The organism is Pseudomonas sp. A125 (assembly GCF_055409485.1).
The window spans coordinates 175579-200050 of record NZ_JBUZVP010000012.1 but is presented as its reverse complement, the minus strand read 5'-3'; the positions used below and the strand labels follow the sequence as shown (position 1 = coordinate 200050).

At 61.3% G+C, this 24472-nt stretch carries 20 protein-coding genes and 2 pseudogenes; 17 read left to right on the top strand and 5 right to left on the bottom strand.

Annotation, left to right across the window (positions count from 1 at the left end; translation table 11 throughout):
• Window positions 1–57 precede the first annotated feature (57 nt).
• Complete coding sequence (locus tag ACZRN6_RS18335) at window positions 58–1593, bottom strand: HDOD domain-containing protein (protein WP_464008448.1); 1536 nt, start codon at window positions 1591–1593, stop codon at window positions 58–60.
• A gap of 166 nt (window positions 1594–1759) precedes the next feature.
• Between ACZRN6_RS18335 and motA the strand changes: the two genes are divergently transcribed.
• Together motA and motB are read left to right on the top strand one after the other, a co-directional pair.
• Complete coding sequence (gene motA / locus ACZRN6_RS18330; protein WP_322142983.1) at window positions 1760–2611, top strand: flagellar motor stator protein MotA; 852 nt, start codon at window positions 1760–1762, stop codon at window positions 2609–2611.
• 3 nt (window positions 2612–2614) lie between these two features.
• Window positions 2615–3637, top strand: coding sequence for a flagellar motor protein MotB (gene motB / locus ACZRN6_RS18325; RefSeq protein WP_464008447.1), 1023 nt, complete (start codon window positions 2615–2617; stop codon window positions 3635–3637).
• Window positions 3638–3701: 64 nt separating this feature from the next.
• On the opposite strand, the gene rsgA is transcribed toward motB, so the two are convergent.
• Complete coding sequence (gene rsgA, locus ACZRN6_RS18320; protein ID WP_177041275.1) at window positions 3702–4733, bottom strand: small ribosomal subunit biogenesis GTPase RsgA; 1032 nt, start codon at window positions 4731–4733, stop codon at window positions 3702–3704.
• A 106-nt stretch (window positions 4734–4839) separates the two neighbouring features.
• Here rsgA and orn point away from each other — a divergent pair, with 106 nt between their 5' ends.
• Together orn and ACZRN6_RS18310 are read left to right on the top strand one after the other, a co-directional pair.
• Window positions 4840–5382 carry an oligoribonuclease gene (orn, locus tag ACZRN6_RS18315; protein WP_322142985.1) on the top strand — a complete coding sequence of 181 codons (543 nt, stop codon included), beginning with the start codon at window positions 4840–4842 and terminating at the stop codon, window positions 5380–5382.
• Between the two features lie 202 nt (window positions 5383–5584).
• A complete protein-coding gene (locus ACZRN6_RS18310) occupies window positions 5585–6199 on the top strand; it encodes a trimeric intracellular cation channel family protein (RefSeq protein WP_177083090.1) in 615 nt (204 codons plus the stop codon).
• Here the strand turns inward: ACZRN6_RS18310 and queG are convergent.
• Window positions 6178–7260 carry a tRNA epoxyqueuosine(34) reductase QueG gene (queG, locus tag ACZRN6_RS18305; RefSeq protein WP_322142986.1) on the bottom strand — a complete coding sequence of 361 codons (1083 nt, stop codon included), beginning with the start codon at window positions 7258–7260 and terminating at the stop codon, window positions 6178–6180. The two genes, ACZRN6_RS18310 and queG, sit on opposite strands and share 22 nt — an antisense overlap.
• Window positions 7261–7322: 62 nt before the next feature.
• Between queG and ACZRN6_RS18300 the strand changes: the two genes are divergently transcribed.
• The 13 genes and pseudogenes from ACZRN6_RS18300 to ACZRN6_RS18240 all read left to right on the top strand — a co-directional run.
• On the top strand, window positions 7323–8183 hold the full coding sequence (locus ACZRN6_RS18300) for an NAD(P)H-hydrate dehydratase (RefSeq protein ID WP_322142987.1): 861 nt from the start codon (window positions 7323–7325) through the stop codon (window positions 8181–8183).
• On the top strand, window positions 8171–8641 hold the full coding sequence (gene tsaE / locus ACZRN6_RS18295) for a tRNA (adenosine(37)-N6)-threonylcarbamoyltransferase complex ATPase subunit type 1 TsaE (protein ID WP_322142988.1): 471 nt from the start codon (window positions 8171–8173) through the stop codon (window positions 8639–8641). The genes ACZRN6_RS18300 and tsaE overlap by 13 nt, the downstream gene beginning before the upstream one ends.
• 3 nt (window positions 8642–8644) lie before the next feature.
• Complete coding sequence (locus tag ACZRN6_RS18290; protein ID WP_322142989.1) at window positions 8645–10078, top strand: N-acetylmuramoyl-L-alanine amidase; 1434 nt, start codon at window positions 8645–8647, stop codon at window positions 10076–10078.
• Window positions 10079–10092: 14 nt separating this feature from the next.
• A complete protein-coding gene (gene mutL, locus ACZRN6_RS18285) occupies window positions 10093–11991 on the top strand; it encodes a DNA mismatch repair endonuclease MutL (protein WP_322148604.1) in 1899 nt (632 codons plus the stop codon).
• Complete coding sequence (miaA, locus tag ACZRN6_RS18280) at window positions 11991–12962, top strand: tRNA (adenosine(37)-N6)-dimethylallyltransferase MiaA (protein ID WP_464008453.1); 972 nt, start codon at window positions 11991–11993, stop codon at window positions 12960–12962. The genes mutL and miaA overlap by 1 nt, the downstream gene beginning before the upstream one ends.
• A gap of 94 nt (window positions 12963–13056) precedes the next feature.
• Window positions 13057–13320 (top strand): RNA chaperone Hfq, encoded by a 264-nt coding sequence (hfq, locus tag ACZRN6_RS18275; RefSeq protein ID WP_003217515.1) that lies wholly within the window; start codon window positions 13057–13059, stop codon window positions 13318–13320.
• 12 nt (window positions 13321–13332) lie between these two features.
• Window positions 13333–14634: a ribosome rescue GTPase HflX gene (hflX, locus tag ACZRN6_RS18270; RefSeq protein ID WP_322142991.1), complete on the top strand. Its 1302-nt coding sequence runs from the start codon at window positions 13333–13335 to the stop codon at window positions 14632–14634.
• A 96-nt stretch (window positions 14635–14730) separates the two neighbouring features.
• Window positions 14731–15909 (top strand): FtsH protease activity modulator HflK, encoded by a 1179-nt coding sequence (hflK, locus tag ACZRN6_RS18265; RefSeq protein WP_322142992.1) that lies wholly within the window; start codon window positions 14731–14733, stop codon window positions 15907–15909.
• Window positions 15909–16775, top strand: a complete 867-nt coding sequence (gene hflC, locus ACZRN6_RS18260) for a protease modulator HflC (protein WP_464008446.1) — start codon at window positions 15909–15911, stop codon at window positions 16773–16775. The genes hflK and hflC overlap by 1 nt, the downstream gene beginning before the upstream one ends.
• A gap of 302 nt (window positions 16776–17077) precedes the next feature.
• Window positions 17078–18265, top strand: coding sequence for an ATP phosphoribosyltransferase regulatory subunit (locus ACZRN6_RS18255; protein WP_464008445.1), 1188 nt, complete (start codon window positions 17078–17080; stop codon window positions 18263–18265).
• A gap of 54 nt (window positions 18266–18319) precedes the next feature.
• On the top strand, window positions 18320–19609 hold the full coding sequence (locus ACZRN6_RS18250; protein ID WP_464008444.1) for an adenylosuccinate synthase: 1290 nt from the start codon (window positions 18320–18322) through the stop codon (window positions 19607–19609).
• Window positions 19610–19721: 112 nt separating this feature from the next.
• Window positions 19722–20777 (top strand): annotated as a pseudogene (locus tag ACZRN6_RS18245) (methyl-accepting chemotaxis protein); the annotation flags it as partial.
• A 390-nt stretch (window positions 20778–21167) separates the two neighbouring features.
• Window positions 21168–21683: pseudogene (locus ACZRN6_RS18240) on the top strand (methyl-accepting chemotaxis protein); the annotation flags it as partial.
• Window positions 21684–21791: 108 nt separating this feature from the next.
• Here ACZRN6_RS18240 and ACZRN6_RS18235 read toward each other — a convergent pair.
• Both ACZRN6_RS18235 and ACZRN6_RS18230 read right to left on the bottom strand, forming a co-directional pair.
• Complete coding sequence (locus tag ACZRN6_RS18235; RefSeq protein WP_464008443.1) at window positions 21792–23357, bottom strand: ABC transporter permease; 1566 nt, start codon at window positions 23355–23357, stop codon at window positions 21792–21794.
• Entirely contained in the window at window positions 23357–24382 is a 1026-nt protein-coding gene (locus tag ACZRN6_RS18230; protein WP_322142997.1) for an extracellular solute-binding protein, read from the bottom strand. The genes ACZRN6_RS18235 and ACZRN6_RS18230 overlap by 1 nt, the downstream gene beginning before the upstream one ends.
• Window positions 24383–24472 lie beyond the last annotated feature (90 nt).

Here is a 24472-nt window from a genome sequence, read left to right as displayed (position 1 = left end):
TGAGGTCTCCTGGGCATAAAAGTTAGGCGCTAAAGGAGGGCGATTGTAGCGCAAGCATCAGGCGCTGCGGTTGGTAAAGCAATGCAGGGCTTTTTCGATGCACTGGGCGGTTTTGCCGAAGGCCTGCACGGTGGTTTCCGAGAACGGCCCGCCGCCCTGGTCAGCCACCATCAGCATCACCACCCGGCCATTGCAACTCAGGGAGCGCAGCAGCAGGTGCTCGCCCTTGAACAGGCGGCGCAGCTGCGCAGGCAGCAGTGCCGAGAACTGGGCGTGGTTATCGGGGTTCAGGCGCACCTGGGCAGACTTGGCCAGCAGGCGTTGCAGCAAAGTACTCTGTGTGGCGTCAAGGCTCATGTGGTCGGCGTCTTTTGGCAGGCCATTGACTTGATGCACCCGCAAGGTGCTCAGGGTTTTGTCTGCCATCAGCAACATCACCCGTTGCATGCCGCAGGCCACAAGGGCTTCCTTGGCGCACGTAGTCAGGTGCATGGCGTTGGCAAAGCGGCTCGGCTCCACCAGCAGTTCGGTGCAGCGCTTGCGCCAAATCGCCAGGGCCTCGGCGGTGGGGGGTGGTGCGGGCAGCAAACCGTGGTGAACGCGCTGCACATCCCATGGCCAGATCAACGACAGTGCCGGGTGCCATAGATCGCGCATCAGGCTGGTGCGGGCGCTGATTGCCGCCTGCTGGTGAGACTGTTGCTGTACCTCGGCCAACGGCTGTTGCAGGTAAAGCGCGGTCAGGTATTGCCAGCGCTGGGTGTGCGGGCAGGTCCACGACTCTTGCGCTGCCAGCGCCAGCCCGTTGGCCAGCAATACGGTGTTGGCCGGCTGGTTTAACCAGCGGCGCAGGTTCGGGTCGGCATCCAGCAATTGCTGTTGGCGCAAAGGCTCGTCTTCACGGGCAATACGCAGTGCCTTGGCCAGCCAGCGCTGTTCGGTCAGCAGCAACGTATAGCCCTGGGATACCCAGATCGGCAGGCGCCATGCCTCGGTCAACCCCAGGCACAGGTCCAGCAGGCGGATACCAAACAGTTCCTGTTCGACCTTGCGGGCGCGTTCACCCTTGTGAATCACCCGCAGTTCCCATTCTTCCAGCAGCTTGGGGTAGGCAATCGCCATCGGCCACAGCGGCGAAAGGAATAGCAGGCTGCCCCAGTGAATGTCCTGCCACAGCCGCGCCAGCCGGCTGGCGAACAGCCCGCTGGCTTGTTGCGAAGCGTGCTGGCTGATCATTTGCAACTGGCGCAGTGCCACGGGGATGTCATTGAGCGGCACTGACGGCAGGCGCGCCAGCAATTGCTCGGTGCGTTTGAGGCCGAGGCGGTTGATCGCCACTTCGAGGTTCTCTGCGGGCTCCGCCAGGCTGCCGTGGGCCTGGCTATTGGCTTCGCGCATCACGCTGAGTACCAGTGCCGGGCTGTTTTGCATCAACTCTGCAATATCGCGCAACGAACTTCGGCTGTCGCCAGTGGCTTTGCACACGCGGTCGTGGCTCGCCTGTGGAACAGGCAATAGCACATCGTCCAGACGCTTTATCCAGGCGGCCAGCGAGGTGGGTTTTTGAGTTGGGACTGTCGTTTCGTTTGCCATGATTGGGGCGCGATCATCACTTGCGGTCAACACGCCCGGGACGGGCCGAACTGGTTTTTCGCCTTAACGAGCTATAGTCTGGCGCAGATTTGCCGATAAGTAGAACAAGAGTTTTCAACTCTTGCGAATATGACCCTGAACCCGACGGCGCAAGTACCCATCCCCTATGGCTAAAATTATCGGCATCATCGTCGTCCTCGCGAGCGTGCTCGGCGGATACGTCTTGTCCCACGGCAAGATTGCAGCGCTGATCCAGCCCTTCGAAGTGCTGATTATCGGCGGCGCGGCATTTGGCGCTTTCCTGCAGGCCAACCCTGGCTACATGACGATGCACGTGATCAAGAAGTCGCTGGGCATGTTCAGCTCGCGCTTCTCCCATACTTTCTATCTGGAAGTGTTGGGGCTGATCTACGAGATCCTCAACAAGAGCCGCCGCGAAGGCATGATGGCCATTGAAGGCGACATCGAGGACGCCTCGGCGAGCCCGATTTTCGCCAAGTACCCGGCGGTGCTCAAAGACGAGCGCATGACTGCCTACATCTGCGATTACCTGCGCATCATGTCGTCCGGGAACATGGCGCCCCACGAGCTGGAAGGCTTGTTTGACATGGAATTGTTCAGCCTCAAGGAAGAGCTGGAACACCCATCCCACGCCGTGAGCGGCATCGCTGACGGTATGCCCGGTTTCGGTATTGTTGCGGCGGTTCTCGGGATCGTGGTGACCATGGCCTCCCTTGGCGAAGGCGACCAGAAAGCCATCGGCATGCACGTAGGTGCGGCCCTGGTCGGTACCTTCTTCGGTATTCTGGCGGCCTACGGTTTCTTTGGCCCGCTGGCCACTTCCCTGGCCCACGATGCCAAGGAAGAAGTGAATTTGTACGAAGCTATAAAGGCGTGCCTGGTGGCCTCGGCTTCCGGCATGCCGCCATCGCTGGCAGTGGAGTTCGGGCGCAAGGTGCTGTATCCGAAGCACCGTCCAAGCTTCGCCGAGCTGGAACAAGCGGTTCGCGGTCGCTAAACCATGGAAAACAACCAGCCGATCATCATCAAGCGCGTCAAGCGCTTCGCTGCGGGGCACCATGGCGGCGCCTGGAAAATCGCCTTCGCCGACTTTGCAACGGCGATGATGGCGTTCTTCCTGGTGCTGTGGCTGATGTCCACCGCCACGCCGGAACAAAAAATCGCGATTGCCGGTTACTTCAAGGACCCCATCGGGTTTTCCGAGAGCGGTACGCCTTTTGTGATCGACCTCGGTGGTTCGCCGCAACTGGCGCCCGAGCGCACCATCAACCCGGAGATCAAGACCGACTCGCCCCAGGAGAAAATTCCGATCGAACGCGACACTGTCGAGAGCATGGCCGAACAGGTTGAACAGGAGCGTCTGGAGCTGTTGCTGCAGGAGCTGCAAACCAAGGTTGAGGAAAACCCGCAACTGCTGAAGTTCAAGGACCAGATTTCCTTCGAGATTACGCCAGATGGCTTACGCATCCAGATCACGGACGCCGCTAACCGGCCGATGTTCGACTCCGGCAGCGCGCGGTTGAAGCCGTACTTTGAAGACATCCTGCTGGCCATGGCCGACACCATCAAGGCGGTGCCGAACAAGATCAGCGTCAGCGGCCACACCGACGCCAAGCCGTATGCGGGCCAAGGCGACTTCGGCAACTGGGAACTCTCCGCCAACCGGGCCAATGCCGCGCGTCGGGCACTGGTCGCAGGCAGCTATCCGGACCCGCAAGTCGCACGGGTGGTGGGGTTTGCTTCCTCGCAGCTGTTTGATCCCAAAGATCCGTTCAACCCGATCAACCGCCGCATCGATATTGTCGTGCTGACCAAAAAGGCCCAGCGTGCGATTGAAGGTGACCAGCACGCAGCGCCGCCGGTGCCGACCCCGGGTGACGGGGCGCCCGGCGAAGTGCCGGCCGACCCGAATGCACTGCCGCCGGGGCAGGAGCCGTTACCGGCTCATGAACTGCGCCAGAAGCTGAACCTGTTTGATGACGGTGGGGTGAAAGACCCGACTCAGCCAGCCACTGGCTCGTAAGTCAGGTACAAAAAGGCCGCGATGATCGCGGCCTTTTTTGTATCTGCTACATCGCTCCTACATGTTAATAGCTTGTCTCGGGCAAGCTGGCGATGATCGAGCGATAGCTGTTCATCCGCTGCTGCTGCACGCGGCCGTCTTCCAGGGCCTTGAGCAGGGCACAACCCGGCTCGCGGTCATGTTTGCAGTCGCGGAAGCGGCAGGTGCCGATCAAGTCGTTGAACTCGATAAAGCCCGCTTCAACATCGGCACGGCTCACGTGGCCCAGGCCGAATTCACGAATCCCCGGGGAGTCGATCAGTTCACCGCCGCCCGGGAAGTGGAACAACCGTGCGGTCGTGGTGGTGTGAGTGCCCTGGCCGGACAGCTCCGACAAAGGCCCCACACGGGTTTCGACTTCCGGCAACAGGCTGTTGACCAAGGATGACTTGCCCACGCCCGACTGGCCGACGAACACGCTGATGCGCCCGTCCAGTTCGGTCTGCAACTGCTCCATACCATTACCGTGATGCGCCGAGACTTCCAGCACCGGGTAGCCGAGGGTGCGGTACACCGCCAGCAGCGCGTTGAGCGCCGGGGCGTTCTGCTCGTCGATCAGGTCGAACTTGTTCAGCAGCAACAGCGGGCGAATGCCGGCGTGCTCGGCCGCTACCAGGTAGCGGTCGATCAGGTTGGCATGGGGCTCGGGCAGTGGCGCGAAGACGATGACGATCATGTCGACGTTGGCCGCCACCGGCTTGAGTTGGCCACGGCTGTCGGGGCGACGCAGTTCGGTGGTGCGCGGCAGTTGGGCGACGATCACGCCGATGCCCTGGTTGCCGGCACGCCATACCACCTGGTCGCCGGTCACCAGCGCAGGCAGGTTGGCGCGCAAGTGGCAACGGAACACCTGGCCTGCGATATCGCCTTCGGTGGCCTCGACTTCGACCTGCACACCGAAGTGCGCGATCACCAGGCCCGTTTGCTCGGGGCCCAGGTCGCCGCCCTCAAGCGCTTCCACGGCGGAGGATTCACGTTTGGCGGCGCGGGCAGCGCGTTCACCCTGAATCTTTTCGATGCGCCAGTTTTGGCGACGGTTGAGCTGGCGTTTGGCCATTGGTGTTCCGTGTCGATAATGCAAAGGTTAGGTAAAACGGTCGCGAGTCTAGCACGCCCTGCCTGCTAAACTGCGCAGCTACGCCAAGGTGCCAAGGAACCACGACATGCAAAACTCACAGAACCTGATTTGGATCGATCTGGAAATGACCGGTCTGAACCCTGACACCGACGTCATCATCGAGATGGCGACCATTGTCACCGACAGCAACCTCAATACCTTGGCCGAAGGTCCGGTGATCGCCATTCACCACAGCGACGCCGTGCTGGCGACCATGGATGAGTGGAATACCCGCACCCACGGCAACTCGGGCCTGACCCAGCGTGTGCGTGACAGCCGCGTCAGCATGGCCGAGGCCGAGGCTGAAACCATCGCCTTTCTGGAAAAGTGGGTGCCCAAGGGCAAGTCGCCGATCTGCGGCAACAGCATTTGCCAGGACCGGCGCTTTCTTTATACCCACATGAAAGCGCTGGAAAGCTACTTCCACTACCGCAACCTGGACGTGTCTACCTTGAAGGAACTGGCCGCACGCTGGGCGCCGGAAGTCAAAGACAGCTTCCATAAAGGCAGCACGCACCTGGCGCTGGACGATATTCGCGAGTCGATTGCCGAGCTGCAGCACTACCGCAAGCATTTCATCAAGTTCTAAAGCGGTCGTGCCTGAGGTGAGCTGGCTTTTGTGGCGATGGGGCTTGTCTGTGGTGAGGGGGCTTGTCCCCCGTTGGGCTGCGAAGCGGCCCTCAAACCTGACAGCGCACTCCCTGAAAAAACTCCGTTGCCTTCAATAGGGGCTGCTTCGCACCCCAACGGGGGACAAGCCCCCTCGCCACAACTTTGCAAGGATCGCCCTCATGCTGCTGATGCTCTACCTCATCGCCATCACCGCCGAAGCCATGACCGGCGCCTTGTCCGCCGGGCGGCGTGGCATGGACTGGTTCGGTGTGGTGCTGATTGCCTGCGTAACGGCGCTGGGTGGCGGCTCGGTGCGCGATGTATTGCTCGGCCATTACCCGCTGACCTGGGTCAAGCACCCGGAATACCTGGTGCTGACCTCCATCGCGGCCCTGGTGACGATTTTTATCGCGCCGCTGATGCGCCACCTGCGCTCGCTGTTCCTCGCGCTGGACGCCGTGGGCCTGGTGGCCTTTACCCTGATCGGTTGCATGACCGCCCTGGAAATGGGCCACGGCATGCTGGTGGCATCCGTCAGCGGCGTGATCACCGGGGTATTCGGCGGCATCCTGCGGGACATCTTCTGCAACGACATCCCGCTGATTTTTCGCCGTGAGCTGTACGCCAGCGTGTCGTTCCTCGCCGCCTGGTTCTACATGCTGTGCATCTATCTGGAACTGCCGAGTGAGCAATCAATCCTGTTGACGCTGTTCAGCGGCTTCCTGCTGCGGCTGCTGGCGATCCGCTTTCACTGGGAAATGCCCAAGTTCGTCTACAACGACGACGTGCACTGACGTTCGGCGTGCTGGTTCAGCGCCCATTCCACATGCTCGCGCACCAGCTCCGAGGGGTATTCCCGCCGCGCTTTCAACGCTTCCAGCACCGGAATGCTTGACGGCGCATTGCCCAGGCCCACCGCCAGGTTGCGCAGCCAGCGCTCATAGCCGGCGCGGCGCAGCGGCGAGCCTTCGGTGTTGCTGAGGAATTTATCCTCGTCCCACATGAATAACTCGGCCAGCTCTGCGTTATCCAGATTGTGCCGTGGCTTGAAATCGCCTTCGTCGGTAGGCCGGGCGAAACGATTCCACGGGCAAACGATCTGACAGTCATCGCAGCCGAATACCCGGTTGCCGATCAGAGGGCGCAGCTCTTCCGGGATCGCGCTTTTCAGTTCGATGGTCAGGTAGGAAATGCAGCGCCGGGCGTCCAGCACGTAGGGCCCGACGAAGGCGTTGGTAGGGCAGATGTCCAGGCAGGCGGTGCAGCGGCCACAGTGTTCGGTGGCGTGGGGTGGGTCGACCGGCAACGGCAGGTCGACAAACAGCTCGCTGAGGAAAAAGTAACTGCCGGCCTTGCGATTGAGCACCAGGGTGTTCTTGCCGATCCAGCCCAGCCCGGCTTTTTCGGCGATGGCTTTTTCCAGCACCGGGGCGCTGTCGACAAACGCGCGGAAGCCGAACGGGCCGATCTGCGCCTGGATCCGGTCGGCCAGTTGCTGCACGCGCTTGCGGATTAGCTTGTGGTAGTCGCGGCCCAGGGCGTAACGGGAGATGTAGGCTTTTTCGGGCTTGGCCAGCAGTTGGGCCATTTGAGTGTCGCCGGGCAGGTAGTCCATGCGCAGGGACACCACGCGCAACGTGCCAGGCACCAGCTCTTCGGGGTGCGAGCGCTTGCTGCCGTGGGCGCCCATGTAGTCCATTTCGCCGTGGTAGCCGGCGTCGAGCCAGCGCTGCAAGTGTTGTTCATGCTCGGCGAGGTCGAGGCCGCTGATGCCCACTTGTTGAAAGCCCAGCTCACGGCCCCAGTCTTTGATCGATTGGGCGAGGGCGGGCAGGTCGTAGGTAATAGCAGGCATGAACAAGAGAAACCGCAGGTTAGATGCGTATAATTCTGCCAGACATCGGAGCTTGAAGACGCATGCCGCAGACAAAACACGAAATACCCGACGTTCAGCACCTGTTGCCCGGCCAATTGCCGCAACTCGCTGCGCGTTCCCCGGACGCCCATAAAGGCCAGTTCGGCCATGTATTGCTGATCGGCGGCGACCGGGGTTTTGGCGGCGCCGCCTTGCTCAGTACCGAAAGCGCGCTGCGCAGCGGGGCCGGTATGGTGTCCCTGGCGACTCGCAGCGAGCACGTTGCAGCGGCGCTGGCGCGGTTGCCGGAAGTGATGACGGTGGGCGTGCACTCGGCCAATCAGTTGATGGGGCTGCTGGAAAAAATTTCCGTGATCGTTATTGGTCCGGGCCTGGGCGAAGCGTCCTGGGGTAAAAGCCTGCTGTCGGTCGCGGCCAACGCCAGGCAGCCGCAGGTCTGGGATGCTGACGCGTTGAACCTGCTGTCGAAAGGCGGCGTGAGCTTGCCGGCCGATTGCGTAATCACTCCGCATCCTGGCGAAGCCGCCCGCTTGATGGGCATTTCGACAGCCGAAGTTCAGGCCGACCGCCTTAACGTGGCGCGCGCACTCAGTCAGAAATTCAATGCAGTGGTGGTTCTCAAGGGCGCAGGCAGCTTGATCGCCAGCCCGGACGGGCGCATTGCCCGCTGTGACCAAGGCCACCCGGCGATGGCGACCGCAGGCCTTGGCGATGTGTTGGCTGGTCTGGTCGGTGCTTTACTGGCCCAAGGCATGCCGGCATTCGACGCCGCTTGCCTGGCAGTCTGGTTGCATGCCACCGCCGGCGATCGGCAGGGCACCTTTGGTCGCGGGCTGGCCGCCAGTGACCTGATCCCCGCCATTCGTCAGTTGCTGGAGGAGCAATCGCCGTGTCTGAAGTAATCCTTTTCCTGGCCGATGAAGACGCCATGGTCGCCCTCGGCAACCGTATTGCCCAAGTGACGAAAGGCTCGGGCCTGATCTTTCTGGAAGGCGATTTGGGCGCCGGGAAAACCACCTTGTCCCGGGGCATCATTCGCGGGCTGGGGCATGCAGGTGCTGTGAAGAGTCCTACGTTTACCTTGGTAGAACCCTACGAAATTGGCGACGTGCGGGCGTTCCACTTCGACCTGTATCGCCTGGTGGATCCCGAGGAACTGGAATACATGGGCATCCGCGATTACTTCGATGAGGACGCGCTGTGCCTGATCGAGTGGCCAGATAAAGGCACAGGCTTTTTGCCAAAGCCGGACCTGACCATTACCATTACCCCGCATAAGCATGGACGTCAGCTGAAGTTGTTGTCCCAGAGCGCGCGCGGCGAGTCGTGGTGCGCCGCCTTGGCATTGGAATTCAAATAATTGATGGGGTTAGGTATGCGCTTTCGCGCGTTGGTTACTGTCGTAGGGGTGTTGCTTGCGGCAATGACTTTCAATGCACTGGCGGCCTCACAGGTGAAAAGTGTTCGCCTGTGGCGGGCACCGGATAACACGCGACTGGTATTCGACCTGTCCGGCCCGGTCCAGCACAGCGTCTTCACCCTCACGGCGCCCGATCGCCTGGTGATTGATATCAACGGTGCGACCCTGGCCGCGCCGTTGAAAGTCCCCATGGCCAATACCCCGATTACCGCGATGCGCTCGGCCCAACGTACGCCGACCGACCTGCGGGTGGTCATCGACCTGAAAAAGGCCGTGACCCCGAAAAGCTTCGTGCTCGCGCCCAACGCGCAATACGGCAACCGGCTGGTGGTCGACCTGTTTGATAACGCCGCCGATGCCGCGCCGCCGCCTGCGCCTACCCCAAGCGTCGCGACGATACCGGCGGTGCCGGTCAACCAGTCCCAACCTCAGGTCAAATTGCCGCCGCCGCCACCTGCACCGGCGGGCAAGCGCGACATTATCGTGGTCATCGATGCCGGCCATGGCGGGGAAGACCCGGGTGCCTCCGGCTCGCGCGGCCAGCATGAAAAAGACGTGGTACTGGCCATCGCCCGCGAACTGCAGCGCCAGATCAATGGCATGAAAGGCTACCGCGCCGAACTGACCCGTACCGGCGACTACTTTATTCCGCTGCGTGGCCGTACCGAAATCGCCCGCAAGAAGGGCGCCGACCTGTTCGTCTCGATCCACGCCGATGCGGCGCCTTCGGCTGCTGCGTTTGGTGCCTCGGTGTTCGCCCTGTCTGATCGCGGCGCCACGTCCGAGACCGCCCGTTGGCTGGCGGACAGTGAAAACCGTTCCGACTTGATCGGCGGGGCCGGCAACGTGTCCCTCGACGACAAGGACAAGATGCTCGCCGGCGTATTGCTCGACCTGTCGATGACCGCCTCGCTGACCTCCAGCCTGAACGTCGGGCAGAAAGTCCTGAGCAACATTGGCCGTGTCACTTCGCTGCACAAACAGCGCGTGGAACAGGCCGGGTTCATGGTCCTTAAATCGCCGGATATTCCGTCGATCCTGGTGGAAACCGGATTTATCTCCAACTCCAACGAAGCCTCGAAACTGGCCAGCGCCAGCCACCAGCAGGCGCTGGCGCGTTCCATCAGCGCCGGTGTTCGCCAGTTCTTCCAGCAGAACCCGCCGCCGGGCACGTACATCGCCTGGCTGCGTGACTCCGGGAAAATCGCCCAGGGCCCGCGCGACCATCGCGTGCAGCCGGGCGACACACTGGCGATGCTGGCGGTGCGGTTCCAGGTGTCTGCGGCAACCCTGCGCAGTGCCAACAACCTGAAGACCGACGAATTGAAAGTCGGCCAGGTGTTGACGATCCCTGGCACAGAACTGGCGGCGCAATAATGAGCGAGACAGTCTTGAGCAACACCTCGCGCATTGAACTACTAAGCCCGCGCCTGGCTAACCAGATCGCTGCGGGCGAGGTGGTCGAGCGGCCGGCTTCGGTGATCAAGGAGTTGCTGGAAAACAGCATCGACTCCGGCGCCAAGCGTATTGATGTCGATGTTGAACTGGGCGGCGTCAAGCTGCTGCGGGTGCGCGACGATGGCAGCGGGATTTCCTCCGATGACCTGCCGCTGGCCCTGGCCCGTCACGCCACCAGCAAAATTCGCGACCTGGAAGACCTTGAGCGGGTGATGAGCCTCGGGTTTCGCGGCGAGGCCCTGGCTTCCATCAGCTCCGTGGCCCGCCTGACCCTGACGTCCCGTACCCGCGACGCCGACCAGGCCTGGCAGGTTGAAACCGAAGGCCGCGACATGGCGCCCCGGGTCCAGCCGGCTGCGCATCCGGTGGGCACCTCGGTGGAAGTGCGCGACCTGTTCTTCAACACCCCGGCCCGGCGTAAATTCCTCAAGGCCGAGAAAACCGAATTCGATCACCTGCAGGAAGTCATCAAGCGCCTGGCCCTGGCCCGGTTTGATGTGGCGTTCCACCTGCGCCACAACGGCAAGACCATCCTCAGCCTGCACGAGGCCCATGATGATGCGGCCCGCGCGCGGCGCGTGTCGGCCATCTGCGGCGCGGGGTTCCTGGAACAGGCGCTGCCCATCGAGATTGAGCGCAACGGCTTGCGCCTGTGGGGTTGGGTGGGCTTGCCGACCTTCTCCCGTAGCCAGGCAGACTTGCAGTACTTCTTTGTGAACGGCCGGGCGGTACGCGACAAGTTGGTGGCCCACGCGGTGCGCCAGGCCTATCGCGACGTGCTGTTCAACGGGCGGCACCCGACTTTTGTATTGTTCTTTGAGGTCGACCCGTCGGTGGTCGACGTCAACGTGCACCCGACCAAACACGAAGTGCGCTTCCGTGATGGGCGCATGGTTCACGACTTCCTCTATGGCACGTTGCACCGTGCCCTGGGCGATGTACGCCCGGACGATCACCTCGGGGCGCCGATTGTTACGGCCATCGTTCGCCCTTCGGGGCCCGAAGCCGGTGAGTTCGGGCCCCAGGGCGAAATGAGCCTGGCGGCCAACCTGCTGCAATCGCCGCAAGCCCAGCCGAGCTATACCGCGCCTGGCTCAGGCGCTGGCGCCGGTTATCAATACCAATACACACCGCGCCCGCAATCGGCGGTGCCGGTCGCCGAGGCCCAGGCGGCCTATCGCGAGTTTTTCGCACCGTTGCCTGGCGCCGAGTCGGGTGCTGCTGCCTTGCCGGAGGGCCAGGGTGATGTGCCGCCGTTGGGTTATGCGCTGGCGCAGCTCAAGGGCATCTATATTCTTGCGGAAAACGCCCATGGCCTGGTGCTGGTGGATATGCATGCTGCTCACGAGCGGATCATGTACGAGCGCTTGAAGATCGCCATGGCCAGCGAAGGCCTCAGTGGCCAGCCGTTGCTGGTGCCGGAGTCCCTGGCGGTGAGCCAGCGTGAGGCGGATTGCGCCGAGGAGCATGTCAGCGTGTTCCAGAAACTGGGCTTTGAGCTGCAGCGCCTGGGCCCGGAAACCCTGGCTATCCGGCAGATTCCCGCGTTGCTCAAACAGGCCGAGGCCAACCGGCTGGTGGCTGACGTGCTGGCAGACCTGATGGAATATGGCACCAGCGACCGGATCCAGGCGCACATCAATGAATTGCTCGGCACCATGGCCTGTCACGGTGCCATCCGCGCCAACCGCCGCCTGGCCCTGCCGGAAATGAACGGCCTGCTGCGGGACATGGAAAACACCGAGCGCAGCGGCCAATGCAACCATGGCCGACCGACCTGGACCCAAATGGGCCTGGACGACCTGGACAAACTGTTCTTGCGCGGCCGTTGATGAGTGCCTTGCCCCCCGCGATCTTCCTGATGGGCCCGACGGCCGCCGGCAAGACCGACCTGGCCATCGAGCTGACCAAAGTCTTGCCGTGCGAGCTGATCAGTGTCGACTCTGCACTGGTTTACCGGGACATGGACATCGGCACCGCCAAACCCTCCAAAGCGCTGCTGACCCAGCACCCGCACCGGTTGATCGACATTATTGATCCCAGCCAGAGCTATTCGGCGGCCGACTTTCGCACCGATGCCCTGGCCGCCATGGCTGATATCACCGCGCGCGGCAAGATTCCGCTGCTGGTGGGTGGCACGATGCTCTACTACAAGGCTTTGCAGGAAGGCCTGGCAGATATGCCGCCTGCCGACCCGCAGGTCCGCGCAGAACTTGAGGAAGAGGCTGCACGCCTTGGCTGGCAAGCCCTGCACGATCAGTTGGCGGTGGTGGATCCAATTTCCGCCGCCCGGATTCATCCCAATGATCCCCAGCGCCTGACGCGGGCGTTGGAAGTCTGGCGGGTCAGCGGCCAGACCATGACTGAACACAGGCTGAAACAAACTGCGCAAAGTACTGAAGCAGGCGCCTCGGGACACTCACAATTGCCCTATACTGTGGCGAATCTGGCCATCGCTCCGACGGATCGCCAGGTGCTGCATGAACGAATTGCACAAAGATTCACAATTATGTTGGAACAGGGGTTCGTGGACGAGGTCGTAGCACTGCGTTCAAGAGGTGACCTGCATCCGGGGTTGCCTTCGATACGCGCTGTAGGCTACCGCCAAGTCTGGGATCATCTGGACGGCAAGCTGACGTCAGCCGAAATGCAGGAGCGCGGCATCATTGCCACGCGCCAATTGGCGAAGCGCCAGTTCACATGGCTGCGCAGCTGGACTGATTTGCACTGGTTGGACAGTCTGGATTGCGACAATCTGTCACGCGCCTTGAAATACTTGGGAACGGTCTCCATATTGAGCTGAGTCCTTGCAATTGCCGTCTATCCTTGGGGGTGTGACGGCCATGAGCTATCTATTTTCCGATTTTTTATTATTGATCCTTAAAGGAGTGCGGCACATGTCAAAAGGGCATTCGCTACAAGACCCTTACTTGAATACTTTACGTAAAGAGAAAGTTGGGGTTTCCATCTATCTGGTCAACGGTATCAAGCTGCAAGGTACGATCGAGTCGTTCGACCAGTTCGTTATCCTGCTGAAAAACACCGTGAGCCAAATGGTTTACAAGCACGCTATCTCGACCGTAGTGCCGGTTCGTCCAATTCGTCTGCCTAGCGCAACCGAAGAACAGGGTGACGCCGAGCCTGCACCGGGTAACGCCTGATAGGAGTCTCCTTTGTTCTTTGAGCGCCACGGTGGTGGTGAGCGAGTAATCCTCGTTCACTTGGATGGACAGGACCCTGAGGCGCGCGAAGATCCGCAGGAGTTTCAGGAGTTGGCAAATTCGGCCGGCGCCGAGACCGTCGCGTTTTTTAACGTGCCGCGTCATCGGCCAACCGCCAAATTCCTGATCGGCAGCGGTAAGGTTCAGGAGCTGCACGACCTGGTCCATGCCGAGAAGGCCGATCTGGTGATTTTCAATCACATCCTCACGCCCAGTCAGGAACGTAACCTCGAACGTGTCTTCGAGTGTCGCGTGATCGACCGCACGGGTCTGATTCTCGATATTTTCGCCCAACGCGCCCGTACCCATGAAGGCAAGCTCCAGGTAGAACTGGCCCAGCTTGACCACATGAGCACCCGGCTGGTTCGTGGCTGGACTCACCTTGAGCGTCAGGGTGGCGGTATCGGCATGCGTGGCCCGGGTGAAACCCAGCTGGAAACCGACCGACGCCTGCTGCGGGTGCGCCTGCGACAGATCAAGGGCCGTCTGGAGAAGGTGCGCAGCCAGCGCGAACAATCGCGACGTGGCCGCCTGCGTGCGGATATCCCGACCGTTTCCCTGGTGGGCTATACCAACGCCGGTAAATCCACCCTGTTCAACAATGTGACGAAATCGGACGTGTACGCGGCCGACCAACTGTTCGCGACCCTCGACCCGACCTTGCGCCGTCTGGAGATTGACGACCTGGGGCCGATTGTCCTGGCCGATACCGTGGGTTTCATTCGTCACTTGCCCCACAAGCTGGTCGAGGCATTTCGGTCTACGCTCGAAGAGTCGAGCAATTCCGACCTGTTGTTGCACGTGATCGATGCGGCCGAACCGGATCGCATGTTGCAGATTGAACAGGTCATGGTGGTGCTGGGCGAGATTGGTGCCCAGGACTTGCCGATCCTTGAGGTCTATAACAAACTCGATTTGCTTGAAGGCGTTGAGCCACAAATCCAGCGCGACGAAAACGGCAAGCCCCAGCGGGTCTGGCTGTCGGCGCGCGATGGCAGTGGCCTGGAATTGCTTGAACAAGCCATTGCCGAGCTGTTGGGCAGCGATTTGTTTGTTGGCACCTTGCGCTTGCCTCAGCGTTTTGCTCGACTGCGTGCACAGTTTTTCGAGCTGGGTGCGGTACAGAAAGAAGAACATGACGAAGAAGGTGTCAGCTTGCTGGCCGTTCGATTGCCGCGTTCGGAGCTGAATCGGCTGGTCAGCCGTGAAGGCGTGGTGCCGGCGGAGTTCATCGAACAACACACTTTGCAATAAAAGCCTGAGAAAGCGGTTGTGCCGCTGTGACAGGCATTCTGTAGCATTGGTCGGCGCGCCGTGGGTGCGTCTTTGCTTTATCAGATGGAGAGCGCTATGGCTTGGAATGAGCCGGGTGGCAACTCGAATAATCAGGATCCTTGGGGTGGTAAACGCCGCAATAATGGCGACCGCAAGGGGCCACCAGATCTCGACGAGGCCTTCCGAAAGCTGCAGGAAAGCCTGAATGGGTTGTTCGGTGGTGGAAAAAAACGTGGTGGTGACGAAGGCGGTCGTACGAGCAAGGGCGGTGGTTACGGCCTGCTCGGCATCGGCCTCGTCGTGCTGGCGGCCGTCTGGCTGTACAGCGCCGTCTATGTAGTAGACGAGCAGGAGCAGGCCGTGGTGCTGCGCTTCGGCAAGTACTACGAGACTGTCGGCCCGGGCCTGAACATCTACTTCCCGCCGATCGACAAGAAGTACATGGAGAACGTCACGCGTGAGCGTGCCTACACCAAGCAGGGCCAGATGCTGACCGAAGACGAGAACATCGTCGAAGTGCCGCTGACCGTGCAGTACAAGATCAGCAACCTGCAGGACTTCGTGTTGAACGTCGACCAGCCGGAAATCAGCCTGCAACATGCGACCGAAAGCGCCCTGCGCCACGTGGTGGGTTCCACCGCAATGGACCAGGTGCTGACCGAAGGCCGTGAGTTGATGGCCAGCGAGATCAAGGAGCGCCTGCAACGGTTCCTCGATACGTACCGCACCGGCATCACCGTGACCCAGGTCAACGTACAGAGCGCAGCCGCACCGCGTGAAGTACAGGAAGCCTTCGATGACGTGATCCGTGCCCGTGAAGACGAGCAGCGTTCGCGCAACCAGGCTGAAACCTACGCCAACGGCGTTGTGCCGGAAGCCCGTGGTCAGGCCCAGCGCATCCTTGAAGATGCCAACGGTTACCGCGACGAAGTGGTCTCACGCGCCAAGGGTGAGGCAGATCGTTTCACCAAGCTGGTGGCCGAGTACCGCAAGGCACCGGAAGTCACTCGTGAGCGTCTGTACCTGGACACCATGCAGGAAGTCTTCAGCAACACCAGCAAGGTTCTCGTGACCGGCAACAAGGGCGGGCAGAACAATCTGCTTTACCTGCCGCTGGACAAGATGATCGAAGGTGGTCGTAGTGGCAGCAGCAACGCGCAGTCCGGCAGTTCGACGGCTGCATCGAATGAAGCCAGCGCCCGTGCGGCGGCTGACTTGCTGCAACAGCAAACACGTACCAGGGAGAGTCGTTGATGAGCAATAAATCGCTGACCGCCCTGATTGTGGGCGTCGTCGTGGTCATCGCTGCCTGGAACTGCTTCTATATCGTGTCTCAGACCGAGCGCGCGGTGTTGCTGCAATTCGGTCGCGTGGTCCAGGCAGATGTCCAGCCGGGCCTGCATGTGAAAGTCCCCTACGTTAACCAGGTGCGCAAGTTCGACGGCCGCCTGATGACCCTGGATGCACCGACACAGCGCTTCCTGACCCTGGAAAAGAAAGCCGTGATGGTTGACGCCTATGCCAAGTGGCGCGTCAAGGATGCCGAGCGCTTCTACACCGCGACCTCCGGCCTCAAGCAAATTGCTGACGAGCGTTTGTCGCGCCGTCTGGAATCGGGCCTGCGTGACCAGTTTGGTAAGCGCACCCTGCACGAGGTGGTATCCGGTGAACGTGATGCGCTGATGGCGGACATCACGCGTTCGTTGAACGCGATGGCGGAAAAAGAGCTGGGCATCGAAGTGATCGATGTTCGGGTCAAGGCCATCGACCTTCCGAAGGAAGTGAACCGCAGCGTGTTCGAGCGCATGAGCACCGAGCGTGAGCGCGAGGCTCGCGAGCACCGCGCCAAGGGTAACGAACTGGCAGAAGGGATCCGTGCGGATGCCGACCGTCAGCGTCGCGTACTGTTGGCAGAAGCGTATCGCGAGTCTGAAGAGGCCCGTGGTGATGGTGATGCTCAAGCCGCTTCGATCTACTCCAAGGCGTATGGCCAGGACCAGGAGTTCTACGCGTTCTATCGTAGCCTGCGTGCCTACCGTGAAAGCTTCGCGAACAAAACCGACGTCATGGTGCTGGACCCAAGTAGCGATTTCTTCCGCTACCTGGAAAAGTCCAAGTAACCCGCATGTAGTCTGAGAATCGCTCCGTCGGGCGGCTAAAATGCCGGGCGGGGTGATCCTTTCAGAAAACGGGTGTATGATGCGGCAGCCGGGAAATTCCCGGCTTTTTTGCGTCTGCATGTTTGATTGTGGTTTTGCGCTGCAGGCGCCACAGGTTTTTCGAGGAAAGTGCCCGACGAGGCCGATTGTTGGTCGTTCGTCACGTCGCTCTTGCGCGTGGTTTATGCAGGGGCCGGGTATTTTCTGCTTCACTCAAGGCTCGCCCGATGGGCTGGCCGCCCGGATCATAGGGGAATGGCGTAATGGCAACGGTAGACCGCTGGCTGCTGCCAGATGGCATCGAAGAAGTACTGCCACCAGAAGCTGCACGCATTGAAATCGCGCGCCGCCAGGTGTTGGATCTGTTCCAGAGCTGGGGTTACGAGTTTGTCGTGACCCCGCATATCGAGTACCTGGAATCCCTGCTGACCGGCGCGGGCCAGGACCTGGATCTGCGCACCTTCAAGGTCATCGACCCGCAATCGGGCCGGCAAATGGGCTTTCGTGCCGACATCACGCCGCAAGTGGCGCGCATTGATGCACACACCCTGCGTCGCGAAGGGCCGAGCCGCCTGTGCTATGCCGGCAGCGTGCTGCATGCTCAACCGCGTGCCTTGTCGTCGTCCCGCAGCCCGATCCAGTTGGGCGCCGAGTTGTACGGTGATGCAAGCCCGAGCAGCGACGTGGAAGTCATCAGCCTGATGCTGGCCATGCTGCAACTGGCCGATGTGCCGGATGTGCACATGGACCTCGGGCATGTCGGCATCTATCGCGGCCTGGCCCGTGCGGCCGGTTTGTCGGGTGAAGTGGAACAACAGTTGTTCGATGCCTTGCAACGCAAGGCCATCGACGAAGTAATCGCCCTGACGGCAGGCGTGCCTGCTGACCTCGCCGGCATGCTGCGTGCGCTGGTAGGCCTGTGTGGCGGCCGTGAGGTCCTGACCGCCGCCCGTGATCGCCTGGCGAATGCGCCGGCGGATGTATTGGCGGCCCTGGATGACGTGCTGGCGATTGCCGAGCAGTTGTCGGCGCGCTTCCCGCAGTTGCCGCTGTATTTTGATTTGGGCGAGCTGCGCGGCTACCACTACCACACCGGTGTGGTGTTCGCGGTGTTTGTCCCGGGTGTTGGCCAGGCCATCGCCCAGGGCGGTCGTTACGACGATATCGGCGCCGACTTCGGTCGTGCCCGTCCGGCGACCGGCTTTTCTACCGATTTGAAAACCCTGGTGACCCTGGGGCGTGCTGAGGTCGAACTGCCGTCTGGCGGTATCTGGATGCCCGACAGTACGGACGCAGCACTCTGGCAGCAGGTTTGCCAGTTGCGCAGTGAGGGTCAGCGTGTTGTCCAGGCGTTGCCTGGGCAGCCATTGGCCGCCGCCCGTGAAGCGGACTGCGACCGGCAATTGATTCAGCAGAACGGGCTTTGGCAAGTATCGCCACTGGCTTCTTGAGTTTTCCTGCCGGCCACTGCCGGCACCAAGTTTGCGCGAATGAGGACAAGTGTTATGGGTAAGAATGTCGTAGTCCAGGGCACCCAATGGGGTGATGAGGGCAAAGGCAAGATCGTTGATCTGCTGACCGAACATGCTGCCGCCGTAGTGCGCTACCAAGGTGGCCACAACGCTGGCCACACCCTGGTCATCGATGGCGAAAAAACCGTCTTGCACCTGATCCCGTCGGGCGTCCTGCGCGAAGGCGTGCAGTGCCTGATCGGCAACGGCGTGGTGGTTGCACCTGACGCCCTGCTGCGCGAGATCATCAAGCTGGAAGAGAAAGGCGTGCCAGTGCGCGAGCGCCTGCGCATCAGCCCGTCCTGCCCGCTGATCCTGTCCTTCCACGTTGCGCTGGACCAGGCCCGTGAAAAGGCCCGTGGCGAGCTGAAGATCGGTACGACCGGTCGCGGCATCGGCCCGGCCTACGAAGACAAGGTTGCACGACGTGGCCTGCGTGTGGGCGACCTGCTCAACATGCCGCGCTTTGAAGACAAGCTGCGTGAACTGGTGGATTACCACAACTTCATGCTGGTGGGTTACTACAAAGAACCGGCCATCGAGTTTGAAAAGACCCTGGCTGAGTGCAAGGAATACGCTGAACTGCTCAAGCCGCTGATGCTGGACGTGACTGCCGAGCTGCACGACCTGCGTCGCGCTGGCAAAGACATCATGTTCGAAGGCGCTCAGGGTTCGTTGCTGGACATCGACCACGGCACCTACCCGTACGTGACCAGCTCCAACACCACCGCTGGCGGCGTTGCGACCGGCTCGGGCGTTGGCCCGATGTTCCTGGACTACATCCTCGGCATCACCAAGGCGTACACCACGCGCGTAGGCTCGGGCCCATTCCCGACTGAACTGTTCGACGAAGTCGGGGCGCACCTGGCCAAACAAGGTCACGAGTTCGGCGCGACTACCGGCCGTGCACGTCGTTGTGGCTGGTTTGACGCCGTTATCCTGCGTCGCGCTATCGATGTGAACAGCATCTCGGGCATCTGCCTGACCAAGCTGGACGTACTCGACGGCCTGGAAACCATCAACATCTGCATCGGCTACAAAGATGCGCAAGGCAAGGACGTTGCCCCAACCGACGCTGACAGCTACGTAGGCCTGCAGCCTGTGTACGAAGAAGTGCCGGGCTGGACCGAGTCGACCGTGGGTGCCAAGACCCTGGAAGAGCTGCCGGCCAACGCCCGTGCTTACATCAAGCGTGTCGAAGAGCTGATCGGTGCGCCGATTGACATTATTTCGACGGGCCCGGACCGCAACGAGACCATCGTTTTGCGTCACCCGTTCGCTTAATAAGCTGTTGATGTAAAACACAAAGGGTCCCTTCGGGGGCCCTTTGTCGTTTCTGTTTGCTATACGGCACGACCTTTGCTGTGTTTCTCTCTTTCGTGGTGCTATCAATTTAATGGCACCCCAGGTGGAGGGATTCACGATGTCTGCCGTTCTCTCATTGTTACAAAGCCGGTTGCTGCGGCCGGTGTTCGTTACCCTAGGTATCGCTCTTTTGGTGCAAGTGCTGGTGGCTGTCGCTCTGACTCGGAGCACGGTCACGGCCCTGGAAGCTGAACTGGACAATCGTCTGGGCGTCGACAGTCAAAAACTTTCTGGCGAACTGGCCCAGGCTGGCAAGGAAGTCACTTCCAGCCTGGACAGCCTGTCTTCCAGCACGCGCCAGCGCCTCACGACGGGGCTTTCCACGCGCCTGCAGGACGAGCAGAAGCAACTGCGTGCGACCCTGGAAAAAGACCTGAAGGACTCCGCCAACGATATGGCGCAACTGCTGGCCTCGGTGGCGCCTCGCGCCATGTGGGACAGCGACGTGCCGACTCTGTCGGAGTTTGCTCGACGTGCCCAGCGCAATCCCAATGTGCTGTTCGTGGTATACGACGACGCCACCGGCCAGCACCTGACGCGCTACCTGAACCGGGACAACCCGATTAACGCGGCGTTGCTCGAGAAAGGGCAGGGTGAGCGTGCCCTGGACAAGGTACTGGATGCGGCGAAAAACGATCCGTCGGTGTACTACCTCGAGGCATCCATCAGCCCCAATGGCGTGGAAATCGGCAAGGTCATCATGGGGGTTTCGACCGCCTCAGTGGACGTCGACCTGGCTGCGCTGGACAAGCGCTTTGCCGCGCTGATTGCCAGCAGTGATCAACTGGTGGGCGACAGCCTCAAGGGTGCGGCCGCTGACAGTGCGGCCGCCATGGGCGCGCGTTTACAGTCGGCGCAAGCCACAGCCACCCAGATGACCGCCAATACCACCCAAGCCGTGCAAGAGGCGGCGGGCACACTACGCTGGCGCATCGGCATGGGCCTGGCGGTTGTAGGCTTTGGCGTGTTGCTGCTGATTGCGGTGGTGCTCGGGCGTCGGGTGGTCAATCGCCTGAAGCTGCTGATTGCGGCAATGGATGATCTGGCCGCAGGCGAGGGTGACCTCACCAAGCGTGTACAGATCAACAGCCGGGACGAGATCGGCGACATGGCCTCGGCGGTCAATCGCTTTGTGGATAAGTTACAGCCCATCGTGCGTGAAGCGGGTGATGTGGCCCAGCGTACCGGCGTGGAAATCGGCGCGATGACCTTGCGCAATGCCGGTGCCGATGCAGCCGCCGGCTTGCAGCGTGATGAAGTTGCCGAAAGCCTGCGGGCGCTGTCGCAAATGGCTGATGAGGCCCAGGCGGAAAGCCATGCGATGCAGGCGGCGTTGCAGCAAGTGGTGGATATCCGTCAGGCCACTGATGAGAATTCGCGTACTTCAGCCGAAGTCGGCAGCCTGATCGAGGCGTTGGCGGGGCAGGTGCAAGCTGGCTCCAAGGTGATCGAGCGGCTGGCGCAGCAGAGCGAGCAGATTGAAGTGGTGTTGACGGTGATCCATGGGATTGCCGAGCAAACCAACCTGCTGGCACTCAACGCGGCTATCGAGGCGGCACGGGCCGGTGAGACCGGGCGCGGTTTTGCGGTGGTGGCGGACGAGGTTCGTGCGCTGGCCAGTAAAACCCAAAGCTCTACCGGCGATATCCAGGCACACATCGTGGCCTTGCAGCAAGGTGCCCGTGAGGCGGTAGAAACCATCGGCAAGGCTGGGCGCCAGGCCAGCGAAGGTTTGCTGGTGTTGCGCGACAGCGTGCGCCTGCAGCAGTCGGTGCAGGCCTCGGTGGAGCAGGTGCATGCTGCGATTGGCCTGGCAACGCGTGCGGCGGAGCATCAGGCGCAAGGCGCGCACGCAGTGCGTGGGCGAGTGGAGATCATTCATGCCCAGGCCGAACGTGCGGCGCAGGCGGTGGTAGAGACTACAGCCAGTGGCAAAGTGCTGGATGGGCTGGCTGCGCAGTTGAAGGCGAGCCTGGGGCAGTTCCGCGCTTGATGTTGGCTGTTCCGGCCTCATCGCAGGCAAGCCAGCTCCCACATTCGACCGAGTTCCAACTCTGGAATGCGGTCAAATGTGGGAGCTGGCTTGCCTGCGATGGCGGATTCAGCGGCTCAGATACATCCGGGTCGTAAGCAAATATACCGGCAGCCCCGATACTAGAATCAGTAGTGCCGCATAAGGCGCCGCTGCCGCGAATTCCACATTCGAGGTATGCGCCCACACGGCAGTCGCCAGTGTGTTCAATCCAGTAGGACTAAGCAGCAATGTCGCCGTCAATTCCTTCATCGCATCCAGGAATACCAAGGCAAACGCCGCCCCCAATGCCGGGAAAATAATCGGCAACGTCACCCGGCAAAACGCACTGAACGATGAAGCTCCCAGCGTTCTGGCGGCTTCTTCCAACTGCGGTGCCGCCTTGTTCAGCGCCGTGCGGATCGGCGCCTGGGCCAGCGGCAAAAACAGCAACGCATAAGCGATCAGCAGCAGCGCCGACGTCTGATACAGCGCCGGCAAGTAATGCAAGGCGAAATACACCAGCGTCAGCGCAATCACCAGCCCCGGCAGGGCGTGCAGCAGGTGCGGCAGGCGTTCGGCCCACAGCGCTAGCTGGCCTTTGTAGCGCACCACCAGCAAGCCCACCGGCACGGCAAACAGCAGGCAGAGCGCGGCGCCGCCCAGGGACAGCGCCAGGGAGGACAATAACGCCTCGCTGATCTCGGCGACCGGAAACGCCGCCGAACTGCCTACCGCCAACCAGTAACCGAGCATGCCCAGTGGAATGCCGCTGCCAATGATCGCCAGGAGCAGGCAATACAACTGCCCCAGCGGCGCCCATTTGCCCAGTCGAACCTGCTCGGCATGCCGCGCGGCGCCCTGGCCAGTGCGCACATGCCGGCCCTTGCCGCGCACACGCAGCTCCAGCCAGAGCAATGTCAGGCACATCACCAGCAGCACCGCCGAAAGCATCGCCGCATTGGCGTTGCTGAATTCCAGCTCGAATTGCTGATAGATCGCGGTGGTAAACGTCTGCAAGCCGATGATCGACAGGGCGCCGAACTCCACCAGCATATGCAGGGCAATCAGCAGCGCCCCGGCCAGCAGCGACGGCCACAGCAACGGCAAGGTAATACGAAAGAACACGCCCCAACGATTCAGGCCGAGGGTGCGGGCCGATTCTTCCAGGGACGGATCAAGATTGCGCAGGGTCGCCGCCACGGGCAGGAACACCAGTGGGTATTTGGACAGGGTCATCACCAGGATCGCCCCACCCAACCCTTCGAAGTTGGCGCTTAACGAAACCCAGGTAAAACTGCTGACAAATGCCGGCACTGCAAACGGCAGGCACAGGATCACTCCCCAGATACGCCGCCCTGGCAAGTTGCTGCGTTCCAGCAGCCAGGCAAGCGACAGGCCGATCACGCCACAGGCCACGGTCACGCCGACCATCAGCGCCAAGGTGTTGCGTAGCAACCCGAAGACATATGGCCGCCACAGCAAATGCACCGCCTCGGCCCAGCCCGCTTGCCAGGCCTTGAGGCCCACATATGCCAGCGGCAACACGCTCAAGCCGACCAGCAGTAAAACCGGCAGCAGCAACCAGATCGAAGGGCGTTTACGTCTCGGCGTAAAACCCCCGCGCAAGGCGGGGGCGGGGAGCGATGGGTTCATCAGTTCAAGCCAACGTCACGTTCCAGGTCCAGCGCTTCTTCGGCATTGCCCAGGTCAGCCGGCGTGACTTTCGGCGGTTGCAGCTCGCTGAAAGGCTTGAGGCCGCGGTTGGATTCCATGCCCTTGCGCAGCGGGTATTCAGCGGAGGTGTTGGTGATCACCCGCTGGCCTTCTTCGCTGGCCATGAAGGCCAACAGTTGCTGGGCTTCTTTTGGATGTTTGCTGGATTTCAGCGCAGCGGCGGCAGACACGGTGATCAGGCCACCAGCGTCACCGTTGGTGAAGTAATGCAGTTGCGAATCCAGGTTGGTTTTTTCTTTCTTCAGGGCGAACCAGTAGTAGTTGTTCACCAGAACGGCGGCGACCTCGCCGTTTTCCACGGCTTTGAGCGCAACCATGTTGTTGCTGTAGACCTTGCCGAACGCACGCAGGCCGGTCAGCCACTCTTCAGCCGCTTCACGACCGTGCAGCTTGATGATCGCTACGGCCTGTTCCTGGAACGCGCCGCTGGTGGGTACGAAACCGACCTTGCCTTGCCATTCGGGGCCGGCGAAATCCAGTACTGACTTGGGCAAGTCTTTCTCGGCGATCAGTTTGGGGTTGAACGCCACGACGCGGGTGCGTGCGGTCACGCCCATCCAGGCGCCATTGGCGGCCACGTATTCCTTGGGCAGAACGTCGAGGGTGCTGGCATCGATGGTCGCCAGCAGGCCCTGTTCGCCGAGTTTATTCAGCGGCGGCGACTCTTCGGTGTAGATGACATCGGCAGGGGAGCGGTCGCCTTCTTCGACGACCTGGCTGGCCAACTGGTTGCTGCTGCCCTTGCGCACGTTGACGTGGATGCCGGTCTTGGCTTCGAAGGCCTTGGCAAGTTCATCGCCGACCTCCTTGTGCTGGCCGTTGTACAAGGTCAATGCAACCTTGTCGGCCGAATAGGCGGCGGGCGAGAGCAGGGTCAGGCCGAGCAGAGTGATGGTCATGCCACGCAGAAGGGATGTCTTGAGACGGGTATCGCGGATCATCATTCGCAGGGTTCCTCACTTGAAATGCAACAAATCGTGTGAAGGATAAACGATAAAGTTTCTCAGGTGCGGCTGGGCTGACCGATCAGGTAG